We start from the raw sequence: 20,885 nt of genomic DNA on the forward strand, positions 1-20,885 counted from the left end.
ATTATAGGGAGCCCCTGGCCCCGTCTCGATGACCAAGCATTCCCTGACTGCCCCCCCGACTGCTGGCGACGCCGGGCCTGAGGACGACGACGCGCCGCCGCACGACCTGCTCGAAGCCCGCATTCCCGAGCCGCAGGCGGGCCAGCGCCTCGACAAAGTGTTGGCGCTGCTGTTTCCGCAGCATTCGCGCAGCCGTCTGCAGCAGTGGTGCGAAGCCGGGCTGGTGCAGGTGGATGGGCAGACCGCCGGGGTACGCGACAAGGCGCGCCCCGGGGCGTTGCTGCGCGTGACCGTGCCTGCGCTGCCGCAAGACAGCGCCTTCGCTGCGCAGGAGCTGACGCTCGCGGTCGTGTTCGAGGACGACTGGCTGGCGGTGCTCGACAAGCCTGCGGGTCTGGTGGTGCACCCGGCCGCGGGCAATTGGAGCGGCACCTTGCTCAACGGTCTGCTGGCCCGCTACCCCGAAACCGCCGCATTGCCCCGCGCCGGCATCGTCCACCGTCTGGACAAGGACACCAGTGGCCTGATGGTCACCGCCCGCACCCTGCAGGCGCAGACCGAGCTGGTGCGCAGGCTGCAGGCGCGCGCGGTGCACCGTCAGTATCTGGCGCTGGTGTGGGGGCGGGTGGAGCGTGCGTTCAGCGTGGATGCGCCGATCGCCCGTCACCCGCGCGACCGCCTGCGCATGGCGGTGGTCCAGGGCGGCAAGCCGGCGCGCACCGACTTCACCCCGCTGGCGGCGCTCGACACCCCCTGGGGGCCATTGACCGCGCTGCGCTGCAAACTGCACAGCGGCCGCACGCACCAGATCCGGGTGCATCTGCAGTTTGCACGACTGGAGTTGGTGGCCGACCCGGTGTATGGCGGGCGCGCGCGGCCCGGGCTGCCCCTGCAGCGCCAGGCCCTGCATGCGGCCCGGCTGGGCTTTCGCCACCCTGGTAGCAATGCGCAGATTGACTGCACCGCGCCCATTGCACACGACATCGCCGCACTGTGGCTGGAGTGCGGCGGTGCACCTGCGGACATCGACCCGCTGCGCTGGCCGGCCTTCATCGACTGAATGACAGGTGTCGCCCATGTCCGCCCCGATCTGGTTTGACTTCCTGCCACCCTGGTGCGACCTGGCGCCGCACCACGCGCCTTGGCTGCGCATCGCCTGGCCCGACAATCCGCGGGTTCATGCGCTGTTCACCAGCTGCGCTGGCGGGGTCAGCAAGGAAGCTTATGCCTGCGCGCCGCAGGCGCGGTGCGGCGGCATGAATCTGGGCACGCATGTGGGCGATGCGCCCGAGCATGTGGCGCAAAACCGCGCCAGGCTGCAGCAGGCGCTCGGTGGTGCGCAGCCGCGCTTTTTGCAGCAGGTCCACGGTGTCGAAGTGGCCGATCTGGATGCCCAGCCCGATCCCATGATTGAACCGGTTGCCGACGCGGCGAGCACCGCCCGGCCCGGCATGGCTGCCACGGTGCTGGTCGCCGATTGCCTGCCGGTCCTGCTGGCGGCGCCACACGGCCGTGCGGTGGCGGCGGCGCATGCCGGCTGGCGCGGGTTGGCGGCGGGTGTGCTCGAAGCCAGCCTGCAGCGTGTTTGCAAGCAGGCCGGGTGCGACCCATCCGAGGTGCAGGCGGTACTCGGCCCGGCCATCGGGCCGCAGGCGTTCGAGGTGGGCGAGGAGGTGCGCAGCGCCTTTGTCGCGCTGCACCCTTCGGCCGGCTCAGCGTTCCGGCCCGGTCGACCCGGCAAGTGGTGGGCCGACATCTGGCAGCTCGCTCGCCTGCGTCTGGTGCATGCGGGCATGCGGCCTGGCTCGATTGCCGGCGGCGGGCTGTGCACGTTCAGCCAGCCGCAGCGCTTTTATTCTTACCGCCGCCAGCCGGTCACAGGGCGGCAGGCCGGATGCATCTGGATCGACCGCTGAGAAGTTTTGAGATTTCGTTGCGAGCGGCCTGCTGCCCAAGCGTGCGGCGCGCAGGGGCCAGACATATCCATCAGATCGGTAAGACCCGAACACTGCGCTTTACGGCCAGCGAGCCGCGCAGCAGAGAGATTCACAATTTCTGAGTTCGCGAGTCGCGCCGCGGCTGCGACTGGTTGACACCTTCACCTGCCTGCTCAAGAATGCCGTCAGCTTCGTCGCAGACAATCGGCGGCGACGATCAGCTCCTCCAGCCGCCCTCCCCATGGATCAAACCTCTCCAAGCCCTCAGGCTGCCAGCGCGTCGTCAGGTACGGGCCAGGCACTGCGTTGGCCGGATGCGGCGCAGACCTGGGCGGCCTGGTGGCGCGGCGCAAGTGCTGGCGGCGCAGCCGCGATCCAGATCGACCCGCAGCGACTGCAACAACTGCAGCAGCGCTATGTCGACGAATTGCGCCAGATCTGGGCCGCCCTGCTGTTGCCGCAGCAAAGTGACACTGCGGCGCTGGCGGTCGATGACCGGCGGTTCAGCGGCGACGCGTGGAACCGCAACCGTCTGTCGCGCTACACCGCGGCGCTGTACCTGCTGGGCGCACGCGCGCTGCTCGATCTGGCCGACAGCGTGCAGACCGACGAGCCGACGCGGCAGAAGCTAAGGTTCGCGGTTCAGCAATGGGTCGATGCCGCCGCGCCGTCCAATTTTCTGCCACTCAACCCGGAGGCGCTGGACAAGGCGTTACAGACGCAGGGCGAGAGCCTGCGCGCCGGGCTGGAGAACTGGCTCAAGGATCTGAAACAGGGCCGCCTGACGCAGACCGATGAATCGATGTTCGAGGTTGGGCGCAACGTGGCAACCACCCCGGGGCAAGTGGTGTATGAAAACTCGCTGTTTCAGCTCATCGAATACACCCCGTTGACCGAGCGCGTGCATGCGCGGCCATTGCTGATCGTGCCGCCGTTCATCAACAAGTACTACATCCTCGATCTGCAGCCTGACAACTCGCTGGTGCGCTATGCGGTGGAGCAGGGGCATCGCACCTTTGTCATGTCCTGGGCCAATCCGGACACGAGCATGGGTCACCTGACCTGGGACGACTATGTGCAGGACGGCGCGATCCGCGCGATGGAAGTGGTGCGCGACATCGCTGCGGGTCGCAGCGAGCGTCGCATCAACACCCTGGGCTTTTGCGTCGGCGGCACCCTGCTGGCCAATGCGCTGGCAGTGCTGCAGACGCGCGGCAAACAGTTCGCGCACAGTGTCACGCTGCTGACCACCATGCTCGATTTCAGCGACACCGGTATTCTGAGCGTCTATGTGGACGAGGCATCGGTGGCGCTGCGCGAAGCCACTCTGGGCAAGGGCGGCTTGATGACCGGACGCGAGCTGGCCTCGGCGTTCTCCAGCCTGCGGCCGAACGATCTGGTGTGGAACTATGTGGTGGGTAACTACCTCAAGGGTGAGACGCCGCCGCCGTTCGATCTGCTGTACTGGAACTCCGATTCGACCAATCTGCCCGGCCCGCTGTTCGCCTGGTATCTACGCAACACCTATCTGGAAAACAAGATGTGCATACCCGGCGCGCTGACCGTGGCCGGAGTGCCGCTGGTTCTGCAGTCGCTCGACCTGCCGGCCTACATATACGCCTCGCGCGAGGACCATATCGTGCCGTGGAAGACCGCGTATGAGACCACGCAGATCCTCGGCGGGCCGATGCGTTTCGTGCTGGGCGCCTCCGGGCACATCGCCGGCGTCATCAACCCGGCCAGACGCAACAAGCGCAGCCACTGGATTTCGCCCCCCGGGCAGCGCAAGCTGCCGCGCAGCGCGCAGGCATGGCTCGATGCAGCGACCGAGCGCCCGGGTAGCTGGTGGACCGACTGGGTCGAGTGGCTGCGCCAGCAGGCCGGGCCGGACATTGCCGCGCCCCGCCGTCATGGCAATGCCCGTTTCAAACCGATCGAACCCGCGCCCGGACGCTATGTCAAGGTGCGCGTTTGAACCAATTTCACGAAAGGAAGTGACAAATGAAAGAAGACATCGTGATCGTCTCCGCAGTGCGCACCGCGGTCGGCAAGTTCGGCGGCGCGCTCGCCAAGGTGCCGGCAGTCGATCTTGGCGCGGTGGTCATCCGCGAGGCCGTGGCGCGGGCGAAGCTCGACCCAGCGCAGGTGTCCGAGGTCATTTTCGGCCAGGTGCTGCAGGCGGGCATCGGGCAGAACGGAGCGCGCCAGGCCAGCATCAAGGCCGGGCTGCCCGACATGGTGCCAGCGATGACCATCAACAAGGTCTGCGGCTCGGGGCTGAAATCGGTGATGCTGGCCGCGCAGGCCATCCACGCCGGCGATGCCGACATCGTCGTCGCCGGCGGTCAGGAGAACATGAGCGCCGCCCCCCATGTGCTGCCGGGTTCGCGCGACGGCCAGCGCATGGGCGACTGGAAGCTGATCGACACCATGATCGTCGACGGTCTGTGGGATGCCTTCAACCACTACCACATGGGCATCACCGCGGAAAACGTGGCGAAGAAATACGGGATCACACGCGAGATGCAGGACGCTTTTGCCGCGGCCAGCCAGAACAAAGCCGAGGCGGCGCAGAAGGCCGGCCGGTTCGACGCCGAAATCGTGCCGGTGATGCTGCCGCAGAAAAAAGGCGATCCTGTGGCATTTGCGACCGATGAATTCGTGCGCCACGGCGTCACCGCGCAGAGTCTGGCCGGGCTGCGGCCAGCGTTCGACAAAGCCGGAACCGTCACCGCAGGCAATGCCTCCGGGCTGAACGACGGCGCAGCGGCGGTGGTGGTGATGACGGCCAGGCGCGCCGCGCAACTCGGCCTCGAGCCGTTGGCGACCATCCGCGCCTATGCCAACGCCGGTCTCGACCCAGCCTATATGGGTATGGGGCCGGTGCCGGCATCGCAGCGTTGCCTATCGCGCGCTGGCTGGACGCCGCAAGACCTCGACCTGATGGAAATCAACGAGGCGTTTGCCGCGCAGGCCATCGCGGTGAACCAGCAGATGGGCTGGGATACCGCCAAGGTCAATGTCAATGGTGGCGCGATCGCCATCGGCCACCCCATCGGCGCCAGCGGCTGCCGCATCCTGGTCACCCTGCTACACGAAATGCAGCGGCGCGATGCGAAAAAGGGCCTGGCCTCGCTGTGCATCGGCGGCGGCATGGGCGTGGCGATGGCGCTGGAGCGCTAAAACGAACACACACGCATACCGGTCGAACCAGAAGAGGAGATTGCAATGAACAAGAAAGTGGCCTATGTCACAGGCGGCATGGGCGGCATCGGCACCGCGATCTGCAAGCGGCTGTGCGAGGCGGGACACAAGGTGATTGCGGGTTGCGGGCCCAATTCCAGCCGTAAGGACAGCTGGCTCGAATCGATGCGTGCGCAGGGATTCGACGTCTATGCCTCGGAGGGCAATGTCGCGGATTGGGAGTCCACCAAGGCGGCATTCCAGAAAGTGTTTGCCGAGCACGGGCAGGTGGACATCCTGGTCAACAACGCCGGCATCACCCGCGACGCGGTGCTGCGCAAGATGACTTACGAGGACTGGGACCTGGTGCTGCGCACCAATCTGTACTCCATGTTCAATGTGACCAAACAGGTGATCGAGGGCATGGTCGAGCGCGGCTGGGGGCGCATCATCAACATCTCGTCGGTCAACGGCGAGAAGGGCCAGTTCGGCCAGACCAACTACGCCGCGGCCAAGGCGGGCATGCACGGCTTCACCATGTCGCTCGCGCTCGAGGTGGCGGCCAAGGGCGTGACGGTCAACACCGTGGCGCCCGGCTATATCGCCACCGACATGGTCAAGAGCATTCGGCAGGACGTGCTCGACAAGATCATCGCATCGATTCCGGTCAAGCGTCTGGGTACACCCGAGGAGGTGGCGTCGATCGTAGCCTGGCTGGCCAGCGAGGATGCCGGATTCACCACCGGTGCGGAGTTCTCGTGCAACGGCGGGCTGCACATGAGCTGAGTGGTGAAGATGTCGTCGCAAGCGGCCTGCTGCCCATGCACACGGCGCGCAGGGTCGAGACAGATCAACCAGATCGGCGAGACCCGAGCCCAGTGCGTTGCGGCCAGCGGGCCGCGCCGCAGAAAGATTCACAACCTTCTGGGCGGGAAAGTCTCGGTGGTCTGCGCCGCGGGTTATGGTTCAATCGCAAAAAGAATCCTGCCCGCAGATTTTTTCCACCCGATCACCCGCCCATGTCCACGCCCGATTCTTCCACCCGCATCATCAAAAAATATCCGAACCGTCGCCTGTACGACAGCGAGGCCAGCGCCTACATCACCCTCAGTGACGTGAAACAGCTGGTGATGGACGGCACCCGCTTCGTGGTGCAGGACGCCAAGACCGGTGAAGACCTCACGCGCAGCATCCTGCTGCAGATCATTCTCGAGGAGGAAAGCGGCGGCGTGCCGATGTTCAGCGCGGCCATGCTCGAGCAGATCATCCGTTTTTACGGCCATGCGATGCAGGGCATGATGGGCAGCTATCTGGAAAAGAATGTGCAGGCGTTCATCGACATCCAGAACAAGCTGTCCGAGCAGTCGCGCGGCATGTATCAGGCCGGCGCGTTCAACCCCGAAGCTTGGAGCCAGTTCCTCAGTGTGCAAAGCCCCATGCTGCAGACCATGATGGGCAACTACCTGGAGCAGAGCAAGAACCTCTACATGCAGATGCAGGAGCAGATGCAGGAGCAGGCCAGGCAGATGCTCGGCGCATTCAAACCGCCCGAGAAGAAGTGACCCGCGAGGCGGCCGACCTCTGCCGTGCGGGTGGCCCTTCAGCGACAATGCGGGGATGGAACAACAACCTCGTCCCTCTCCCGCCGCGGCAGCAGCAACGCCGAAAATCGGCTTCGTCTCACTCGGCTGCCCCAAGGCCTTGGTCGATTCCGAGCGCATCCTCACCGAGTTGCGTGCGCAGGGCTATGACACCTCCAAGAGCTATGCCGGGGCCGATCTGGTGATCGTCAACACCTGCGGCTTCATCGACGCCGCAGTGCAGGAGAGTCTGGACGCGATCGGCGAGGCATTGGCCGAGAACGGCAAGGTCATTGTGACCGGCTGCCTGGGCGCGCGCACCGATGCGGCCACCGGCACTAACCTGGTGCGTGCAGTGCATCCCAAGGTGCTCGCCGTCACCGGGCCGCATGCCACCGACGAGGTGCTGCAGCATGTGCATGCGGTGTTGCCCAAGCCGCACGACCCGTTCGTCGATCTGGTGCCTCCCGCCGGCATCAAGCTCACGCCCAGGCATTACGCCTATCTCAAGATCAGCGAGGGCTGCAACCACCGCTGCACCTTCTGCATCATTCCGGCGATGCGCGGTGATCTGGTCTCGCGTCCGATTGGTGATGTGCTCGGCGAAGCCCGCGCGCTGCTCGAAGCGGGAGTGAAGGAACTCCTTGTGGTCAGCCAGGACACCTCCGCCTACGGCGTGGATCTGAAATACCGCACCGGCTTCTGGGAGGGGCACCCGATCCGCACCCGGATGACCGAACTGGTCGAGGCGCTGGGCGCATTGGCGGCAGAGCATGAGGCCTGGGTGCGGCTTCATTATGTCTATCCCTACCCGCATGTGGACGGGGTCTTGCCGCTGATGGCGCAAGGACGCATCCTGCCGTATCTGGATGTGCCGCTGCAGCATGCGCATCCGGATGTGCTGCGGCGCATGAAGCGTCCGGCCAGTGGCGAGCGCAACCTCGAGCGCATCGCCCGCTGGCGAGAGATGTGCCCGGATCTGGTGGTGCGCTCGACCTTCATCGTCGGATTTCCGGGCGAGACCGAGGAAGAATTCCAGGCCCTGCTCGATTTCATCGCGCAGGCCGAACTCGACCGGGTCGGCTGCTTTGCCTATTCCCCGGTCGAGGGTGCCGCAGCGAACGCCTTGCCGGGGCAACTGCCCGAGGCGTTGCGTGAGGAGCGTCGCGCCCGGTTCATGGCCGTGGCGGAAGCCGTGTCCACGCGCAAGCTGCAAAAACGGGTAGGACAGGTGATGCAGGTGCTGCTCGACCAGGCCAGCCGCGAGGGTGCGATCGGTCGCAGCTATGCCGATGCCCCGGAAATCGACGGCAAGGTCCATGTGCTGGCACCGGCCAGGCCGTCGCAGAAGCTGCGGCTGGCGCGCAGCGCAGGACAGTTCGTGCGGGTGCGCATCGTCCGCACCGACGGGCACGACCTGGTCGGTGAGCTGATCTGAGCGAGGGCGCATCGCCGCCGTTTCGCGCGCCGTGCCGGGATGCGCGACCTTGCAGAGGTTCGCTCAATGCTGCGGGGCGATCCAGGCGACGAGCTGTATTGGCCAGAACAGCGGCACGTTGATCAGTGGCGCGCTCCAGGTCCCAGAGCGCCTGTTGCCGCGGATGGACGGGCGCATCAGCCAACCAAGGCGCAACCCGTCCGGAAGGCCTGGGCGCCCCATTGCGCCACGCGGTCAGCTCCCTGTACAGCCCGGCGTAGCCGAGTTTTTTCTCGCCTTGCTCGCGGCGCGCCTTCTGCAAGACCAGCGCCTCATTGAACACCACCTGGTACGCGCCCGCGAAGCGGCGCATCTGCTGCTGTTCGCCTGTCGGCATGAGTTCAAATTTGAAGGCTTGGAGGCGCTGCATGCTTGGATGAATATACGGCGTTATCAGGACGCTTTCAGCGCCCGGCGCACCGAACCCGCCCTGAACGGCGGGGCTTGTCGCGCACCGGGTCATGCGGTTTTCCTCACGCGATGGCAAAGCGCCGCAGCAAGGGAGGTTTGATCGCATCGAGCAGCAGGGTGAACACCACCGTGGCCAGCAGCACGGCACCGACCACCGGCCACGGCAGCGCAGCCATCAGCACGCCCAGACCGGCCAGCAGGCAGACGACCAGCACATCGCCGAGACTGACCGCAGCCATCCACGCCGAAGGCGCCAGCCGCCATAGCGGGCCGTCACTGCGCAGCAGATAGATGCCGGCCTGATTGCCGAACACCAGCAGCAGGAACACAACGGTCTGCAACTGCGCTGGATTCAGACCCTGCGCGTGCGCCCAGACGTACACCGCGGCGGCAAACAGCAGGCTCAGCAGCGCGAGCACAACCGAGGCCCCCATCAGCTTGCCGATCTGCCAGTGCTGCGGCAGCGCTGCGGGCCGCACACGATCGGTGGCGATGCTCATGGTGGCAAAGTCGTTGGCGAACAGCATCAGCACGATCAGCAGCGGTGAGATCAGGAACTGCCCGGTGAGCAGCAGGCCCAGGGTGAGAAACAGCACGATCTCGAGGGTGCGCAGCACTTTGTTCAGTGTGTAGGTGAGCATGCGTCGGTGCACCTCGCGCCCCTCGCGCAGCACGGTGAGCACGCCGCCGAGCCCGGGGTCGGTCAGCACCACGCCGGCCGCAGCCTTGGCGACATCGGTCGCGCTGGCCACGGCAATGCCAAGCTCGGCCTGGCGCAGCGCGGGGGCGTCGTTGACGCCGTCGCCGGTCATGCCGGTGACATGCCCGGTCTGCTGTAGCCGGGCGACGATGTGGTGCTTGTCCTCGGGCAGCACGCGGGCGAATAGATCGCACTGCTCGGGATGCTGCAGCGATTCGGGTTTGGCCTGACACACGCGTGTGCCCAGGCCGAGCTTGGCGCCGATCGCTCGCGCGGTTTCCTCCGCATCCCCAGTGGCCATGCACACGCGCACGCCGAGCTGCTTGATCCGCGCGATCAACTCGGCGGCGTCGGGCCGCGGCGGGTCGGACAGCCCGACGACGCCGAGGAGCTGCAGCGCATCGTCCGTGCCCGCGGCGACCGCGAGCACGCGCGCACCGCTGCTGGCGAGCTGCTTTTCCGCCTGGTCGAGCGTTTGCTGCTGCGCGCCGTCGAGCCGGCACAGCAGACCGATGACATTGGCTGCGCCTTTGACCGCATACCAAGGCTTGCCGTCTACGGCATAGACGCCCTCGCTGCGGCGCGTGGCCGGACCGAAGGGATGGAACGCGGTGCGCGCGGGTGCGCCGTCGAGGAGCTTGCGCTGGCGCGCGGCGGCGAGCACGGCCAGATCGAGCGGGTCCTGCGTGGCCTCGTCGCTGGCCAGCGCGGCGGCACGCAGCACGGCAGCGTCGTCGGCTCCGGGTGCCAGCACGATGGCCGAGGCAAAGCGCAGGCTATTTTGCGTGAGCGTGCCGGTCTTGTCCGACACCAGCGTGTCCATCGCCGCGGCTTCTTCGACCGCCGGCAGCCTGGTGACGAGCACGCCCTGGTGCGCCAGGCGCTGGCTGCTGACCGCAGTGGCGAGGGTGTAGGTCGCCGGCAGCGCCACCGGCACCGAGGCGACCAGCAACATTAGCGCAAACACCGCAGTGTCGAGTAGCGGCAGGTGATGCCACAGCGCAAAGCCGATGACCAGCGCGACCAGTACCGCATCGAACGCCACCAGCCGTTTGACGATCGCAAAGATGGTGCGCTGCATATGGCTCGGCGCAGCCGATGCGCGCACCAGCTCGGCAGTGCGGCCGAAGGTGGTGCGCGCGCCAGTGGCGGTGACCGTGCCGCTGGCCTCGCCCTGTCGGACGATGGCGCTGGCGTAAGCCGACTTGCCGGCGGCGGCATCGACCGGCAGCGACTCGCCGGTGAGCGCAGCCTGATCGAGCGAGACCGCACCGTCGAAGAGCAGCAGATCCGCTGGCACGATGTCGCCGGCGCGTACATGCACCACATCGCCCGGCACCAGTTGCTCGGCGGGGATTTGCTGCCATTGACCGTCGCGCAGCACACGGGCGCTGACCTGCAGCCGCCGGCGCAGCAAGGCCAGCGCGTCTTTGGCGCGCTGCTCCTGCACGAACGCGACCACGGCGTTGAACACGAGCAGTGCAGCAATGATCAGCGCTTCGACACCCCGCCCGAGCAAGACCTGCAGGACGATGACCGCCTCGAGCATCCATGGCACCGGCGCCCAGAACTTGGCGAGCAGCTGACGCCAGGGGGGATCGGTCTTTTCGCGGATCGTGTTCGGGCCCAAGCGCGCCAGCCGCGTGCTGGCCTCGGTGGTGGACAAACCCTTGGCAGGGTCGGTCGGCGGCAGGCCATCGGACTGTGCAGGGCGGGTAACGGTTGCGGCGGAGGCGGACATCGGCGGCTTCCTCGCGGTGCTCTAGGGACAGACGGTCCGCGCCGCCTGGTTGATGCCCTCGCTGAGCATCGGATGCGGAAACACCGCATCGGCCAGCGCCGTAGCGGTCAAGCCCTGTTCCAGCGCCAGCGTCAAAGGCGCGATGAGCTGCGCTGCGTCCATGCCGGCGATCTGCGCGCCGAGCAGCCGGCCGTCCGCACGCCCGAACACCAGCTTGATGAAGCCTTGCGTGTCGCCGTAGATCTGCGCACGCGCGTCCTGTGCATCGTCGTAGCGGGTGACCACCACGGCGCCAGCGCCGAGCCTGCCTTCGGCCTGCGCGGCGGTCTGGCCGACATGCGATAGTTCCGGCTCGGTGAACACGGTCATTGGCACCGCGTCGAACCGCATGCGATCGACCGCCTGCCCGCCGGCGGCGATGCAGTGCGCCGCCACCAGGCTCTGGCGTACCGCGGAGTGGAACAACATGCTGCGGCCGTTCACATCGCCCGGCGCCCAGACGGCGGGATGGCTGGTGCGCAGCGTTTCATCGACCACTACATGACCGCGATCGAATGTCAACCCCAGGTGTTCGACGCCGTCGGGCAGGACCGGCACGCGCCCGGTGGCCATCAGCACCGCGTCGCCCTGCACGGCGCGCTCGCCTCCGTTTTGCTGGTATCGCACGGCAAAACCATTGCCTTCCCGCGCGATCGACAGCACCCGGGCGGAGAGTTCGATGCGCACGCGCTGCGACAGGCTGGCGTGCAGCAAGGCGGCCAGTTCGGCGTCGAACCCGGGGAGCAGCTGTGCTGCGAATTCGAGTACGGTGCACTGCACCCCCAGTGCCTGCAGCATCGAGGCGGTTTCCACCCCGATGTAGCCGCCGCCGATCACCACCAGATGCCGCGGCAAGGGCAGGTCGGCGCCGAGACGGAACAGGTCGTGGGAGGTCAGCGCCAGTTCGGCACCAGGAATTGGCAGACGTGCGGGCGCCGAGCCCGTGGCGAGGATCAGGTGCGCAAAACGCACGGTGCGCTGTGTGCCGTGCGGCGTGTCGATGCGCACCGCATCGACGTCGACAATGGCCCCGCGCCCCTGAACGAAAGCGACTGTGCCTTGGGCGATCTCCCGCGCATGCTGCGCGTACCGTGTGCGCTGCACCCGGTCCTTGTGCGCCAACACCGCGCGCCAATCCACCGCGGGCGGGCCGCCGCGCAGGCCGAAGTGGTCTAGGCGCGCTGCAAGACCGCGCACTAGCGCGGCCTCGCGCACCGCCTTCGACGGCACGCAGCCCTCGGCCAGGCAGTCGCCGCCAAGGTTGCCGATTGGATCGACCATCGCCACCTTCAGCCCTGCCCTGGCGAGAAAGAATGCTCCGGGATAGCCCGCGCCGCCCGCGCCGAGCACTAGCACATCCACCGTTTCGGGAAGATTGGAAAGCGGGGTTTGAGACGCAGTGTCCACCTCGAGACTCCTTTGAGTTCAAGCCAGCAGCGCAGCGGCCTGCAGCGCCATCACGCCTTCTTCGTCGGTGGGCAGCGTGTAGGCCGGCACAGGACTGTCCTCCTGGGTGATGCGCTGCTGCGCTGCGGCATTGGCCAGCGGATCCAGGCGCAGCCCGAGCCACGACAGCGCGCCGCACACCGCCTGCCGGACGCGGGCGCTGTGCGTGCCGATGCCGCCGGTGAACACCAGCGCATCCAGCCCGCCCAAGTCGGCGGCCAGTGCGCCGATGTGATGCACCACGCTGGCAGCATACAGCGCGATCGCCTCGGTGGCGTGCGGGTCGGCGCTGGCCTCGAGGGTGCGCATGTCGCTGCTGAGGCCGGAGACGCCCTTGAGGCCGCTGTCGTGGTAGAGCATCGCGGTGACCTGCCTTGCATCCAGTCCTTCCTCGGTGATCCAGTGCAGAACCAACCCGGGGTCGATCGCGCCGCTGCGTGTGGACATGACCAGACCGTCCAGAGCGGTGAATCCCATGGTGGTGGCCACGCTGCGCAACTGCCGCATACCGCACAGACTCGCTCCGCCGCCCAGATGCGCGACGATCACCGCGCCCAGGGCGCGTGCGCCGAGCAATGGCGGCAGTTTGCGCGAGATGGCGTCATACGACAGACCGTGAAAGCCGTAGCGCTTGAAGCCCTTGTCATGCCAGTCGCGCGGGATGGCGTAGCGCCGCGCCAGATCGCTTTGGCTGGCGTGGAATGCGGTGTCGAAGCATGCGATCTGCGGTACACCGGGCAGGCGCGCGCTGGCGGCGTCCACCCCGGCCAGCCCCGGCCCCTGGTGCAGCGGGGCGAGGCTGCGCAGTGCATCGAGCCCGGTACGTACCTCGGGGGTGATGCGCTGCGCGCTGGTGTAGCGCTCGCCGCCGTGGACGATGCGGTGGGCCACAGCCGCAATCGGCCCGCAGCCGGCAGGCAGGATGAGCCGACCCAGCAGGATGTCGAGCTCGGCGCGGATGTCGCCGCGCGGTTTTCTCGAGGCACTCTGGCCCGACCGGCCCTGCGCATCTGTCCAGCGCAGCGTCGTGGTCTGGCCGTCATGCTGATCGATCTCGCCGCGCAGCAGGGCGGCGGGCAGGTGCGGGCCGCTGCAGTCGGCCAGGTCGAACAAAGCGAACTTCAGGCTGGCCGAGCCGGTGTTCAGGCAAAGCAGGGTGGGGGATGGCATGGCCGCGTTTAGGTGCTTGGTGCCGCGGCCGCCGGGGGAACGGCAGGGTCGAGTTGGCCTGCCGCCCGCAGCCGCGCCTGGCGCTGCAGTACGGCCAGCGCGCACGAGGCCAGGCGCGCTTGCACGCCGTCGGCGCGGCTGGTGAGGATGATGGGCACGCGCGTACCGACCACCAGCCCGGCGATGGTGGCTCCGCCGAGATATTCGAGTTGCTTGGCCAGCATATTGCCCGACTCCAGATCCGGGGTGAGCAGGATGTCGGCCAGCCCGGCCACGGGGGAGTCGATGCCCTTGGTCTTGGCCGCGGCCAGCGACATGGCGTTGTCGAACGCCAGCGGGCCGTCGAGGATGGCACCGTTGATCTGTCCGCGGTCGGCCATCTTGCACAGTGCGGCTGCGTCGAGCGTGGCCGGCATACGGGCGTTGATCGTCTCCACCGCGGCGAGGATCGCCAGGCGCGGTGTGGCGATTCCCAGCGCCTGCGCCAGATCGATGGCGTTTTGCGCGATGTCGCGCTTGGTGTCCAAATCCGGGGCGATGTTGATCGCCGCATCAGTGATGAACAGCAGGCGATCTGCCGCTGGGGCGTCGATGACGAACACGTGGCTGGCGCGCCGAGCGGTGCGCAGTCCGGCGTTCGGGTCGAGTGCGGCGTGCATCAGCTCGTCTGTGTGCAGCGCGCCTTTCATCAGCGCGCCGACCTTGCCGCTGCGCGCCAGCTGCACCGCGGCCTCGGCAGCGGCGTGGCTGTGTTCAGTGGGGACGATCTGCCAGGGCGACAGGTCGATGCCGGCGTCCTGCGCGGCGGCGTGGATGCGCGCTTTCGGCCCGACCCACACCGGCTCGATCAGCCCGGCCTGCGCCGCATCGATCGCGCCCTGGATGGACACGGCGTTCACTGGATGTACCACCGCCACGCGCATTGGCCGCAGGCCCTTGCAGCCCTCGCGCGCCCTGGCCACGAGCGCCAGCAGGCGCTGCCCTGGGTCGATCAGATGCAACTGCGGCAGATGGGTGCGTGGACGACAGACCTTTTCGGTCGGCGCCTGCACCAGGGCGTTGCCAGAGACCACGGTCTGCCCGTGCTGGTTGACCACGGTGCAGTCGAAGCGGATGCGGTGGGAGTCGGCGAATTTCTCGCGGGCGGTCACAGTCACCGTGACCGTGTCGCCCAGCATCACCTGCTGGTGAAACGACAGCGCCTGATCGACATACACCGTGCCCGGCCCAGGCAGTTCGATGCCGAGCAGGTTGGACAGCAGCGCGGCGCTCCACATGCCGTGCGCCACGACCTGGTGAAACGGCGTGCTAAGGGCGAAATCGGCATCCACATGCGTTGGGTTGGCGTCGCCCGACATCACCGCGAAGGTGGCGATGTCATTGAGCGTGAGGGTGCGCTGCAGGCTGGCGCTGTCGCCCAAGGCGATTTCATCGAAGGTGCGGTTGCAGATCTGGTCGTTGACATCCTCCCCCGTCTGAGGGTCGAAGACTCCTGCTGCCATTAAGCGCGGCATGGTGCCTCTCCTTGCTCGTAGCGCGCCTTCCGCAACGCCAGCGCCTTGTTGCACACGAAGCGGCACGACCCGGCGAGGCGGCGCATTTGGCGCTGCTGTTTGCCTGTCGGCATCAACTCAAATGTGAAGGCTTGAAGGCGCTGCATGGCTCAATCATTCTTGGCGAGGACGATCATGTGCATCTGCTCGTGGAATATCCGCCCAAGGTCGCCGTCCTACTTCGCCTCAAGCTGTGGCGGTGCCCGGATTTCCATTGTGCGCCAGTACATCCGGCAGCAGCAGACTCCACACTGAAAACCAAAGGCAAGGATGGCTGTGCCGTCCGCGCGCACCGAACCCGCCCTGAATGGCGGGGCTTATCGCGCACCAGGTCAGCGCTGCAGCACATACTCGCCAGGGGCGAGCGCCAGCGGGGGATAGTCCACGCTGCCGCAGGCCGGCGGGTCGATCTGCTTGCCGCTGCCCTTGAACACCAGCCAATCGCTCCACCGCGGCCACCATGAGCCCTGCTCGGCATGCGCGAGCGGTACCCAGTGGTCGGGATCGAGGTAGGGACGACCGCCCGGATGCACCGCCCAGCGGTAGTGGCGGCGCGGGTGCCCGGGTTCGCTGACGATGCCGGCATTGTGCCCTCCGCTGGTGAGCACGAAGGTCACTTCCGAATCGGCCAGCAGGTGGATCTTGTAGACCGATTTCCACGGCGCGACATGGTCGGTTTCGGTGCCGACGACAAACCACGGCGCGGTGACGTTTTCCATCGCCACCGGCTTGCCGTCCACCTTGTAATGTCCTTGCGCGAGCGCATTGCGCAGGTAGAGGCTGCGCAAGTATTCGCTGTGCATGCGGTAGGGCATGCGGGTTGCGTCGGCGTTCCAGGCCATCAGGTCGTTCATCGGCGCGCGCTCACCCATCAGGTAGTCGCGCAAGATGCGCGACCAGATCAGATCGGAAGAGCGAAGCATCTGGAAGGTGCCGGCCATTTGCGAGGTGTCGAGAAACCCCTGCGACCACATGAGGTCTTCGAGGAAGCTCACCTGGCTTTCGTCGGTGAACAGGGTGAGTTCGCCGGCCTCGGTGAAATCGGTCTGCGCGGCAAACAGACTGATGCTGGCCAGTCGTTCGTCACCGCGCCGTGCCAGCGCGGCTGCGGCGATGGCCAGCAGCGTGCCGCCCAGGCAATAGCCGGTGGCATGCACCTTGCGCCCCGCGGCGATGGTGCCGACCGCATCCAGCGCGGCCAGCGGTCCGAGGCGCAGGTAATCGTCCATGCCCAGATCGCGGTCTTCGGCGGTCGGGTTTTTCCATGACACCATGAACACGGTGTGGCCCCGATCGACCAGAAACTTGACTAGCGAGTTGTGCGGCGACAGGTCGAGGATGTAATACTTCATGATCCACGCCGGGATGATGAGCACCGGCTCGGCATGCACCTTGGGCGTGGTCGGGCTGTACTGGATGAGCTCGATCAGCCGGTTGCGCAGCACCACCTTGCCCGGCGTGATTGCCACCTCATGTCCAGGGCGAAACTGCTCCACCCCGGCCGGCGGACGCTTGTCGAACAGACGCTGGAGGTCGTCCTGCCAGTTGCGTAGTCCCTGCAGCAGATTGACCCCGCCGCAGGTCACGGTGCGCTCGAGCACTTCCGGGTTGGTCCAGAAAAAGTTGCTCGGCGCGAACATGTCCATCCATTGCCGCGCCATGAAGGCCACGACCTGTTCGTGGTGTGGCCAGACGCCACGCACCCCGCGCGCGGCGTCATCGACCCATTGCTCGCGCAGCAGAAAGTGCTGCGAGAGCAGGTTGAATGGAAACCGCTGCCACTGCGGCGCGGCAAACCGCCGGTCGGAGGCCGGCGGGGTCACGCACTCCGTGCAGGGGGTGCGATCGGCGCGCAGCGCATGCGCCGCCAGATCGGCAACGTAGCGCAGCCACTGCCCCTGCATCCGCGCGGCAAGCACGGCCAGGCTGGCCTGCTTGCCCGGCGAGGCCGCCATGTGCATGGCCCAGTCAGCAAAGGCCAGCCCGAGCGCGGCCGGAGACAGACCCAGCGTGGCGCGTGCCGTGAGTGCGTGGATCGCGCGATCGATCATGTCGCGCAGCGACTCGTCTCGGTCGGGCGGGGCCGGCGTAGCATTTGCCGAGGGCGGCAGCGCAATGGGCGGCTTTGGCGCAGCGGCGGCCGCACGATCCTGCGCTGCAGGCGCGGCCGGTGTTGCGCAGACTGCGGCCAGCTTGACCGCGGGTTGCTTGCCGGACGTTTTGCCGGCGCCTGACCCCGGTTTGGGCGCCTGCGCACGACGGGGGCGTGGATGGAGTTCGCTCATGGGCATCTCCTGGAAAGATCGCTGCATTGGAATGTCGCAGTGCAACATGGCACTTGATGCAGGTCAAGCCGGACCGGTCGGCAGGCGTGGGCGCGGTCGGGAAATGCAACGCGGCCTGCCACAGCGCGGCTGCAGGCATACGGCAAAATAGCACTCCCTGATGAAACCACGAGAAAGCCAGTCATGCGCGTCACAGTCATAGGTGCGGGATATGTCGGTCTGGTTACCGCGGCCTGCTTTGCCGATGTCGGCAACCAGGTCACCTGCATCGAGCGCGATCCGGCCCGGCTGTCCGCGCTGCGCGAACGCGCCGAGGTGCCGTTCTACGAGCCAGGCCTCAGCGAGCTGGTGCGGCGCAACATCGAGCAGGGGCGTCTGACTCTACGCTCCAGCATTGCCGAGGGTCTGCCGGGTTCGCAGGTGTGCTTCATTGCGGTGGGCACGCCGTCGCTGCCCAGCGGACAGGCCGATCTGTCGCAGGTCGAAGGCGCGGCGATGGAAATCGGGCAGGCAATGACCGGGCCGCTGGTGGTGGTGCAAAAATCCACCGCGCCGGTGGGCACCATCCCCAGGATGCGCGCGCTGATCCAGGCCGAACTGGCCCGGCGCGGCGTGGATTACCCGCTGGGTGTGGTGAGCAACCCGGAATTCCTCAAGGAAGGTTCGGCCATCGAAGACTTCACCCGCGGGGACCGCATCGTGCTCGGCAGCGACGACCCGCAGGCGATCGCCACCATGCGCGAGCTTTACCGGCCGTTCAACCGCAATCACGAAAAAATCATGGTGATGGACGCAGCCAGCGCCGAGCTCACCAAGTACGCCGCCAACGCCATGCTGGCGACGCGCATCTCGTTCATGAACGAATTGGCGCGCATCGCCGAGGCCGTAGGTGCCGACATCGAACAGATCCGCCGGGGCATCGGCGTCGATCACCGCATCGGCAGCCACTTCCTCTACGCCGGCGCGGGCTACGGCGGCTCGTGCTTTCCCAAGGATGTCAAGGCGCTGGCGCATACCGCGCGCGAACTCGGGCTGCACGCCGAGCTGGTAGAGGCGGTAGACGCGGTCAACCAGCGACAGAAGCTGCGGCTGTTCGAGAAGATCCACGATCACTACCAGGGCGCGCTGGCCGGCAAGACCTTTGCGGTTTGGGGGCTGGCGTTCAAGCCGAATACCGACGACATGCGCGATGCGCCCAGCATCGATCTGATCACCGCGCTGCTACAAGCCGGCGCGCGGGTGCAGGCCTGGGACCCGGTGGCGATCCCCATGGCGCAACGCCTGCTGCCTGCGCAGCCCGAGCTGCTGTTTGCCAGGGACGCCAACACCGCGCTGCACGGCGCTGACGCGCTGGCGGTGATCACCGAGTGGCATGCGTTTCGCTCGCCCGATTTTTCTGCACTGGCGGATGCGCTTGCCGACCGCGTGGTGTTCGACGGCCGCAACATCTGGGAGCCACAAAGCGTGCGCGCCGTGGGATTGCGCTACTACGGCATCGGACGCGGGTAGGCGCGGCGCCTTGCTCCCTTCCAGTGGGTGGGGAGGGTTGGGGTGGGGAGGTGGGTGCGCAAGGTGCGTCCCTCCCGTTCTTCCCACCGGGTAGGACCGGTGAGAGCGTGAGAACGGCGATCAGCCTGGGATCGGCACGATCTCTTTCCCATAAGGGAAGAACGCCAACCCGGCCAGTTTGATGTGCTGCAGGGCAAACGGAATGCCGATGATGGTGATGGCGCATAGCAGCGCCGACGCCAGATGCCCCAGCGCCAGCCACCAGCCGAACAGAATCGCCCAGATCAGATTGCCCAGCGCACTGAACCCACTGCCCACCGCGCCACTGGGCTTCTCAGCCACCATGCGACCGAACGGCCAGAAGCTGAACGCGCCGATGCGAAACGCCGCGATCGCCCAAGGAATGCCGATGATGGTGATGGCGCACAGCAGCGCGGTGAACCACCACGCCAGCCCCATGACAAAGCCGCCGAGAATGAACCACAGGATATTGCCGATCAGCCGCATGGTGTGTCCAGTTTGAAATGGTCGAAACCGCATTCTGCAGGAAAGCGCAGCCTGGCCTGCGGATTGCAAAGACAGGGCGGGAGTCCTGCCGAAATCGGCTGAGGCGTGCATGCATACCGGGGTTTTTCATGGTTTGCGTCAAACGCCCGACGGCAGGACATGTCAATGTCAGGAAACCGTCGCCATCATGTCACCTTCTGCATTGCCCGATCCGCTGAGCTGGACCGAACTGCTGCGCGTGTTCGGCGGGCTGGTTGCCGTGATCGCGCTGTTCATTGCCGCGCTGTGGCTGCTCAAGCGCGTCCAGCCTAGCGTGCGCGCTGCCAGTGGCCCGATGCGGGTGTTGTCCACGCTGCACCTGGCGCCGCGCGAGCGGCTGCTGCTGGTGCAGGTGGGCGAGCAGCAGTTGCTGCTGGGTTCGAGCGCGCAGGGCCTGCGCTGCCTGCATGTGCTGGCCAAGTCAGTGGAACCGCAAGCGCAGCCCACGCAAGGCACTGGCTCGGGCCTACCAGCGGGCTTTCCAGACTGGCTGCGACGCGCGGTGGAGCAGCGTAGAAAGGACACGCCATGAACCGCGCGCTTACAAGCCTGTGCCAGCATGCACTGCCGCGTCTGTTCGCGGCGGCATTTCTGCTCGCGCCGCTTGCGGTCCGCGCGCAGACGCTGCCCGCGTTCACCGCCACACCGGCAGCCGGGGGCGGCACCGAATACAGCTTGAGCGTGCAGACCCTGCTGTTCATGACCGCGCTGGTTTTCCTGCCGGCCATGCTGCTGATGATGACCGCGTTCACTCGCATCGTCATCGTGCTGTCGCTGCTCAAGCAGGCACTGGGCACGACCACGGTGCCGCCCAGTCAGGTGATCATCGGGCTGTCGCTGTTTCTTACCTTTTTCGTGATGAGCCCGGTGCTCAATCAGGTCAACGACGTGGCGATCAAGCCGCTGATGGACAACCAGATTTCGATGCAGCAGGCGCTGCAAACGGGTAGTGCGCCGCTGCGCAACTTCATGCTCACGCAGACCCGGCAGGACGATCTCGCACTGTTCGTCAAGCTCTCCGGCCACAAGGCGCTCGCCAAGCCGGCCGACACGCCGATGACCCTATTGATTCCGGCCTTCGTGACATCCGAGCTCAAGACCGCGTTCCAGATCGGCTTTGTGATTTTCATTCCTTTTTTGATCATCGACATGGTGGTGGCTGCGGTGCTGATGTCGATGGGCATGATGATGCTCTCACCGGTGACCGTGTCGTTTCCGCTCAAGCTCATGCTGTTCGTGCTGGTGGGCGGCTGGGACCTGGTGATCGGCTCGCTGGTGCAGAGCTTCGTGCATTGAAAGGAAAAGGAC

Annotated in this window: 16 protein-coding genes and 3 pseudogenes; 11 read left to right on the top strand and 8 right to left on the bottom strand. The window is 66.5% G+C overall.

The window, feature by feature from the left end; translation table 11 throughout:
• Positions 1 to 28: 28 nt before the first annotated feature.
• From ACZ47F_RS10200 to rimO, 7 genes are all read left to right on the top strand, one after another.
• Positions 29 to 1,060, top strand: a complete 1,032-nt coding sequence (locus tag ACZ47F_RS10200; RefSeq protein WP_464924607.1) for an RluA family pseudouridine synthase — start codon at positions 29 to 31, stop codon at positions 1,058 to 1,060.
• A gap of 16 nt (positions 1,061 to 1,076) precedes the next feature.
• Positions 1,077 to 1,916, top strand: a complete 840-nt coding sequence (gene pgeF, locus ACZ47F_RS10205) for a peptidoglycan editing factor PgeF (RefSeq protein ID WP_464924608.1) — start codon at positions 1,077 to 1,079, stop codon at positions 1,914 to 1,916.
• 262 nt (positions 1,917 to 2,178) lie between these two features.
• Positions 2,179 to 3,912: a class I poly(R)-hydroxyalkanoic acid synthase gene (gene phaC, locus ACZ47F_RS10210; protein WP_464924609.1), complete on the top strand. Its 1,734-nt coding sequence runs from the start codon at positions 2,179 to 2,181 to the stop codon at positions 3,910 to 3,912.
• A 26-nt stretch (positions 3,913 to 3,938) separates the two neighbouring features.
• Positions 3,939 to 5,120 (top strand): acetyl-CoA C-acetyltransferase, encoded by a 1,182-nt coding sequence (locus tag ACZ47F_RS10215; RefSeq protein WP_464924610.1) that lies wholly within the window; start codon positions 3,939 to 3,941, stop codon positions 5,118 to 5,120.
• 45 nt (positions 5,121 to 5,165) lie between these two features.
• Positions 5,166 to 5,906 (top strand): acetoacetyl-CoA reductase, encoded by a 741-nt coding sequence (phbB, locus tag ACZ47F_RS10220; protein WP_464924611.1) that lies wholly within the window; start codon positions 5,166 to 5,168, stop codon positions 5,904 to 5,906.
• Between the two features lie 233 nt (positions 5,907 to 6,139).
• Positions 6,140 to 6,682, top strand: a complete 543-nt coding sequence (gene phaR / locus ACZ47F_RS10225) for a polyhydroxyalkanoate synthesis repressor PhaR (RefSeq protein ID WP_464924612.1) — start codon at positions 6,140 to 6,142, stop codon at positions 6,680 to 6,682.
• 55 nt (positions 6,683 to 6,737) lie between these two features.
• The gene (gene rimO, locus ACZ47F_RS10230; protein ID WP_464924613.1) at positions 6,738 to 8,138 is read left to right on the top strand and encodes a 30S ribosomal protein S12 methylthiotransferase RimO; all 1,401 of its coding nucleotides are present in this window, start codon (positions 6,738 to 6,740) and stop codon (positions 8,136 to 8,138) included.
• 328 nt (positions 8,139 to 8,466) lie between these two features.
• On the opposite strand, the pseudogene ACZ47F_RS10235 reads toward rimO, so the two are convergent.
• The 6 genes and pseudogenes from ACZ47F_RS10235 to ACZ47F_RS10260 form a co-directional block, all read right to left on the bottom strand.
• Positions 8,467 to 8,694, bottom strand: a pseudogene (locus tag ACZ47F_RS10235) (helix-turn-helix domain-containing protein); the annotation flags it as partial.
• The gene (locus ACZ47F_RS10240) at positions 8,651 to 11,029 is read right to left on the bottom strand and encodes a plasma-membrane proton-efflux P-type ATPase (protein WP_464924614.1); all 2,379 of its coding nucleotides are present in this window, start codon (positions 11,027 to 11,029) and stop codon (positions 8,651 to 8,653) included. The gene ACZ47F_RS10240 and the pseudogene ACZ47F_RS10235, both read right to left, overlap by 44 nt.
• 21 nt (positions 11,030 to 11,050) lie before the next feature.
• Complete coding sequence (locus ACZ47F_RS10245; protein ID WP_464924615.1) at positions 11,051 to 12,475, bottom strand: dihydrolipoyl dehydrogenase; 1,425 nt, start codon at positions 12,473 to 12,475, stop codon at positions 11,051 to 11,053.
• Positions 12,476 to 12,493: 18 nt separating this feature from the next.
• On the bottom strand, positions 12,494 to 13,684 hold the full coding sequence (locus ACZ47F_RS10250) for an acetate/propionate family kinase (RefSeq protein WP_464924616.1): 1,191 nt from the start codon (positions 13,682 to 13,684) through the stop codon (positions 12,494 to 12,496).
• Positions 13,685 to 13,692: 8 nt separating this feature from the next.
• Positions 13,693 to 15,198, bottom strand: coding sequence for a bifunctional enoyl-CoA hydratase/phosphate acetyltransferase (locus ACZ47F_RS10255; protein ID WP_464924617.1), 1,506 nt, complete (start codon positions 15,196 to 15,198; stop codon positions 13,693 to 13,695).
• An 8-nt stretch (positions 15,199 to 15,206) separates the two neighbouring features.
• Positions 15,207 to 15,344 (bottom strand): annotated as a pseudogene (locus ACZ47F_RS10260) (helix-turn-helix domain-containing protein); the annotation flags it as partial.
• A gap of 15 nt (positions 15,345 to 15,359) precedes the next feature.
• Between ACZ47F_RS10260 and ACZ47F_RS10265 the strand changes: the two are divergent.
• Positions 15,360 to 15,492, top strand: a pseudogene (locus tag ACZ47F_RS10265) (IS200/IS605 family transposase); the annotation flags it as partial.
• Positions 15,493 to 15,569: 77 nt separating this feature from the next.
• On the opposite strand, the gene ACZ47F_RS10270 reads toward ACZ47F_RS10265, so the two are convergent.
• Positions 15,570 to 17,288 carry a PHA/PHB synthase family protein gene (locus ACZ47F_RS10270; protein ID WP_464926621.1) on the bottom strand — a complete coding sequence of 573 codons (1,719 nt, stop codon included), beginning with the start codon at positions 17,286 to 17,288 and terminating at the stop codon, positions 15,570 to 15,572.
• Positions 17,289 to 17,705: 417 nt separating this feature from the next.
• Between ACZ47F_RS10270 and ACZ47F_RS10275 the strand changes: the two genes are divergently transcribed.
• Positions 17,706 to 19,031 carry a UDP-glucose dehydrogenase family protein gene (locus ACZ47F_RS10275; RefSeq protein WP_464924618.1) on the top strand — a complete coding sequence of 442 codons (1,326 nt, stop codon included), beginning with the start codon at positions 17,706 to 17,708 and terminating at the stop codon, positions 19,029 to 19,031.
• 120 nt (positions 19,032 to 19,151) lie between these two features.
• Here ACZ47F_RS10275 and ACZ47F_RS10280 read toward each other — a convergent pair whose 3' ends face one another.
• Complete coding sequence (locus ACZ47F_RS10280; protein WP_464924619.1) at positions 19,152 to 19,538, bottom strand: YccF domain-containing protein; 387 nt, start codon at positions 19,536 to 19,538, stop codon at positions 19,152 to 19,154.
• Positions 19,539 to 19,725: 187 nt separating this feature from the next.
• Between ACZ47F_RS10280 and fliO the strand changes: the two genes are divergently transcribed.
• Together fliO and fliP are read left to right on the top strand one after the other, a co-directional pair.
• Complete coding sequence (gene fliO / locus ACZ47F_RS10285) at positions 19,726 to 20,109, top strand: flagellar biosynthetic protein FliO (RefSeq protein ID WP_464924620.1); 384 nt, start codon at positions 19,726 to 19,728, stop codon at positions 20,107 to 20,109.
• A complete protein-coding gene (gene fliP / locus ACZ47F_RS10290; RefSeq protein ID WP_464924621.1) occupies positions 20,106 to 20,873 on the top strand; it encodes a flagellar type III secretion system pore protein FliP in 768 nt (255 codons plus the stop codon). The genes fliO and fliP overlap by 4 nt, the downstream gene beginning before the upstream one ends.
• Positions 20,874 to 20,885: the final 12 nt, after the last annotated feature.

It is taken from the genome of Thiomonas islandica (genome assembly GCF_055383445.1).

Coding starts and splice junctions, on each gene's coding strand:
- ACZ47F_RS10200 (WP_464924607.1), top strand. CDS start 29: ATGACCAAGCATTCCCTGACTGCCCCCCCGACTGCTGGCGACGCCGGG.
- pgeF (WP_464924608.1), top strand. CDS start 1,077: ATGTCCGCCCCGATCTGGTTTGACTTCCTGCCACCCTGGTGCGACCTG.
- phaC (WP_464924609.1), top strand. CDS start 2,179: ATGGATCAAACCTCTCCAAGCCCTCAGGCTGCCAGCGCGTCGTCAGGT.
- ACZ47F_RS10215 (WP_464924610.1), top strand. CDS start 3,939: ATGAAAGAAGACATCGTGATCGTCTCCGCAGTGCGCACCGCGGTCGGC.
- phbB (WP_464924611.1), top strand. CDS start 5,166: ATGAACAAGAAAGTGGCCTATGTCACAGGCGGCATGGGCGGCATCGGC.
- phaR (WP_464924612.1), top strand. CDS start 6,140: ATGTCCACGCCCGATTCTTCCACCCGCATCATCAAAAAATATCCGAAC.
- rimO (WP_464924613.1), top strand. CDS start 6,738: ATGGAACAACAACCTCGTCCCTCTCCCGCCGCGGCAGCAGCAACGCCG.
- ACZ47F_RS10240 (WP_464924614.1), bottom strand. CDS start 11,029: ATGTCCGCCTCCGCCGCAACCGTTACCCGCCCTGCACAGTCCGATGGC.
- ACZ47F_RS10250 (WP_464924616.1), bottom strand. CDS start 13,684: ATGCCATCCCCCACCCTGCTTTGCCTGAACACCGGCTCGGCCAGCCTG.
- ACZ47F_RS10255 (WP_464924617.1), bottom strand. CDS start 15,198: ATGCCGCGCTTAATGGCAGCAGGAGTCTTCGACCCTCAGACGGGGGAG.
- ACZ47F_RS10270 (WP_464926621.1), bottom strand. CDS start 17,288: ATGATCGATCGCGCGATCCACGCACTCACGGCACGCGCCACGCTGGGT.
- ACZ47F_RS10275 (WP_464924618.1), top strand. CDS start 17,706: ATGCGCGTCACAGTCATAGGTGCGGGATATGTCGGTCTGGTTACCGCG.
- ACZ47F_RS10280 (WP_464924619.1), bottom strand. CDS start 19,538: ATGCGGCTGATCGGCAATATCCTGTGGTTCATTCTCGGCGGCTTTGTC.
- fliO (WP_464924620.1), top strand. CDS start 19,726: ATGTCACCTTCTGCATTGCCCGATCCGCTGAGCTGGACCGAACTGCTG.
- fliP (WP_464924621.1), top strand. CDS start 20,106: ATGAACCGCGCGCTTACAAGCCTGTGCCAGCATGCACTGCCGCGTCTG.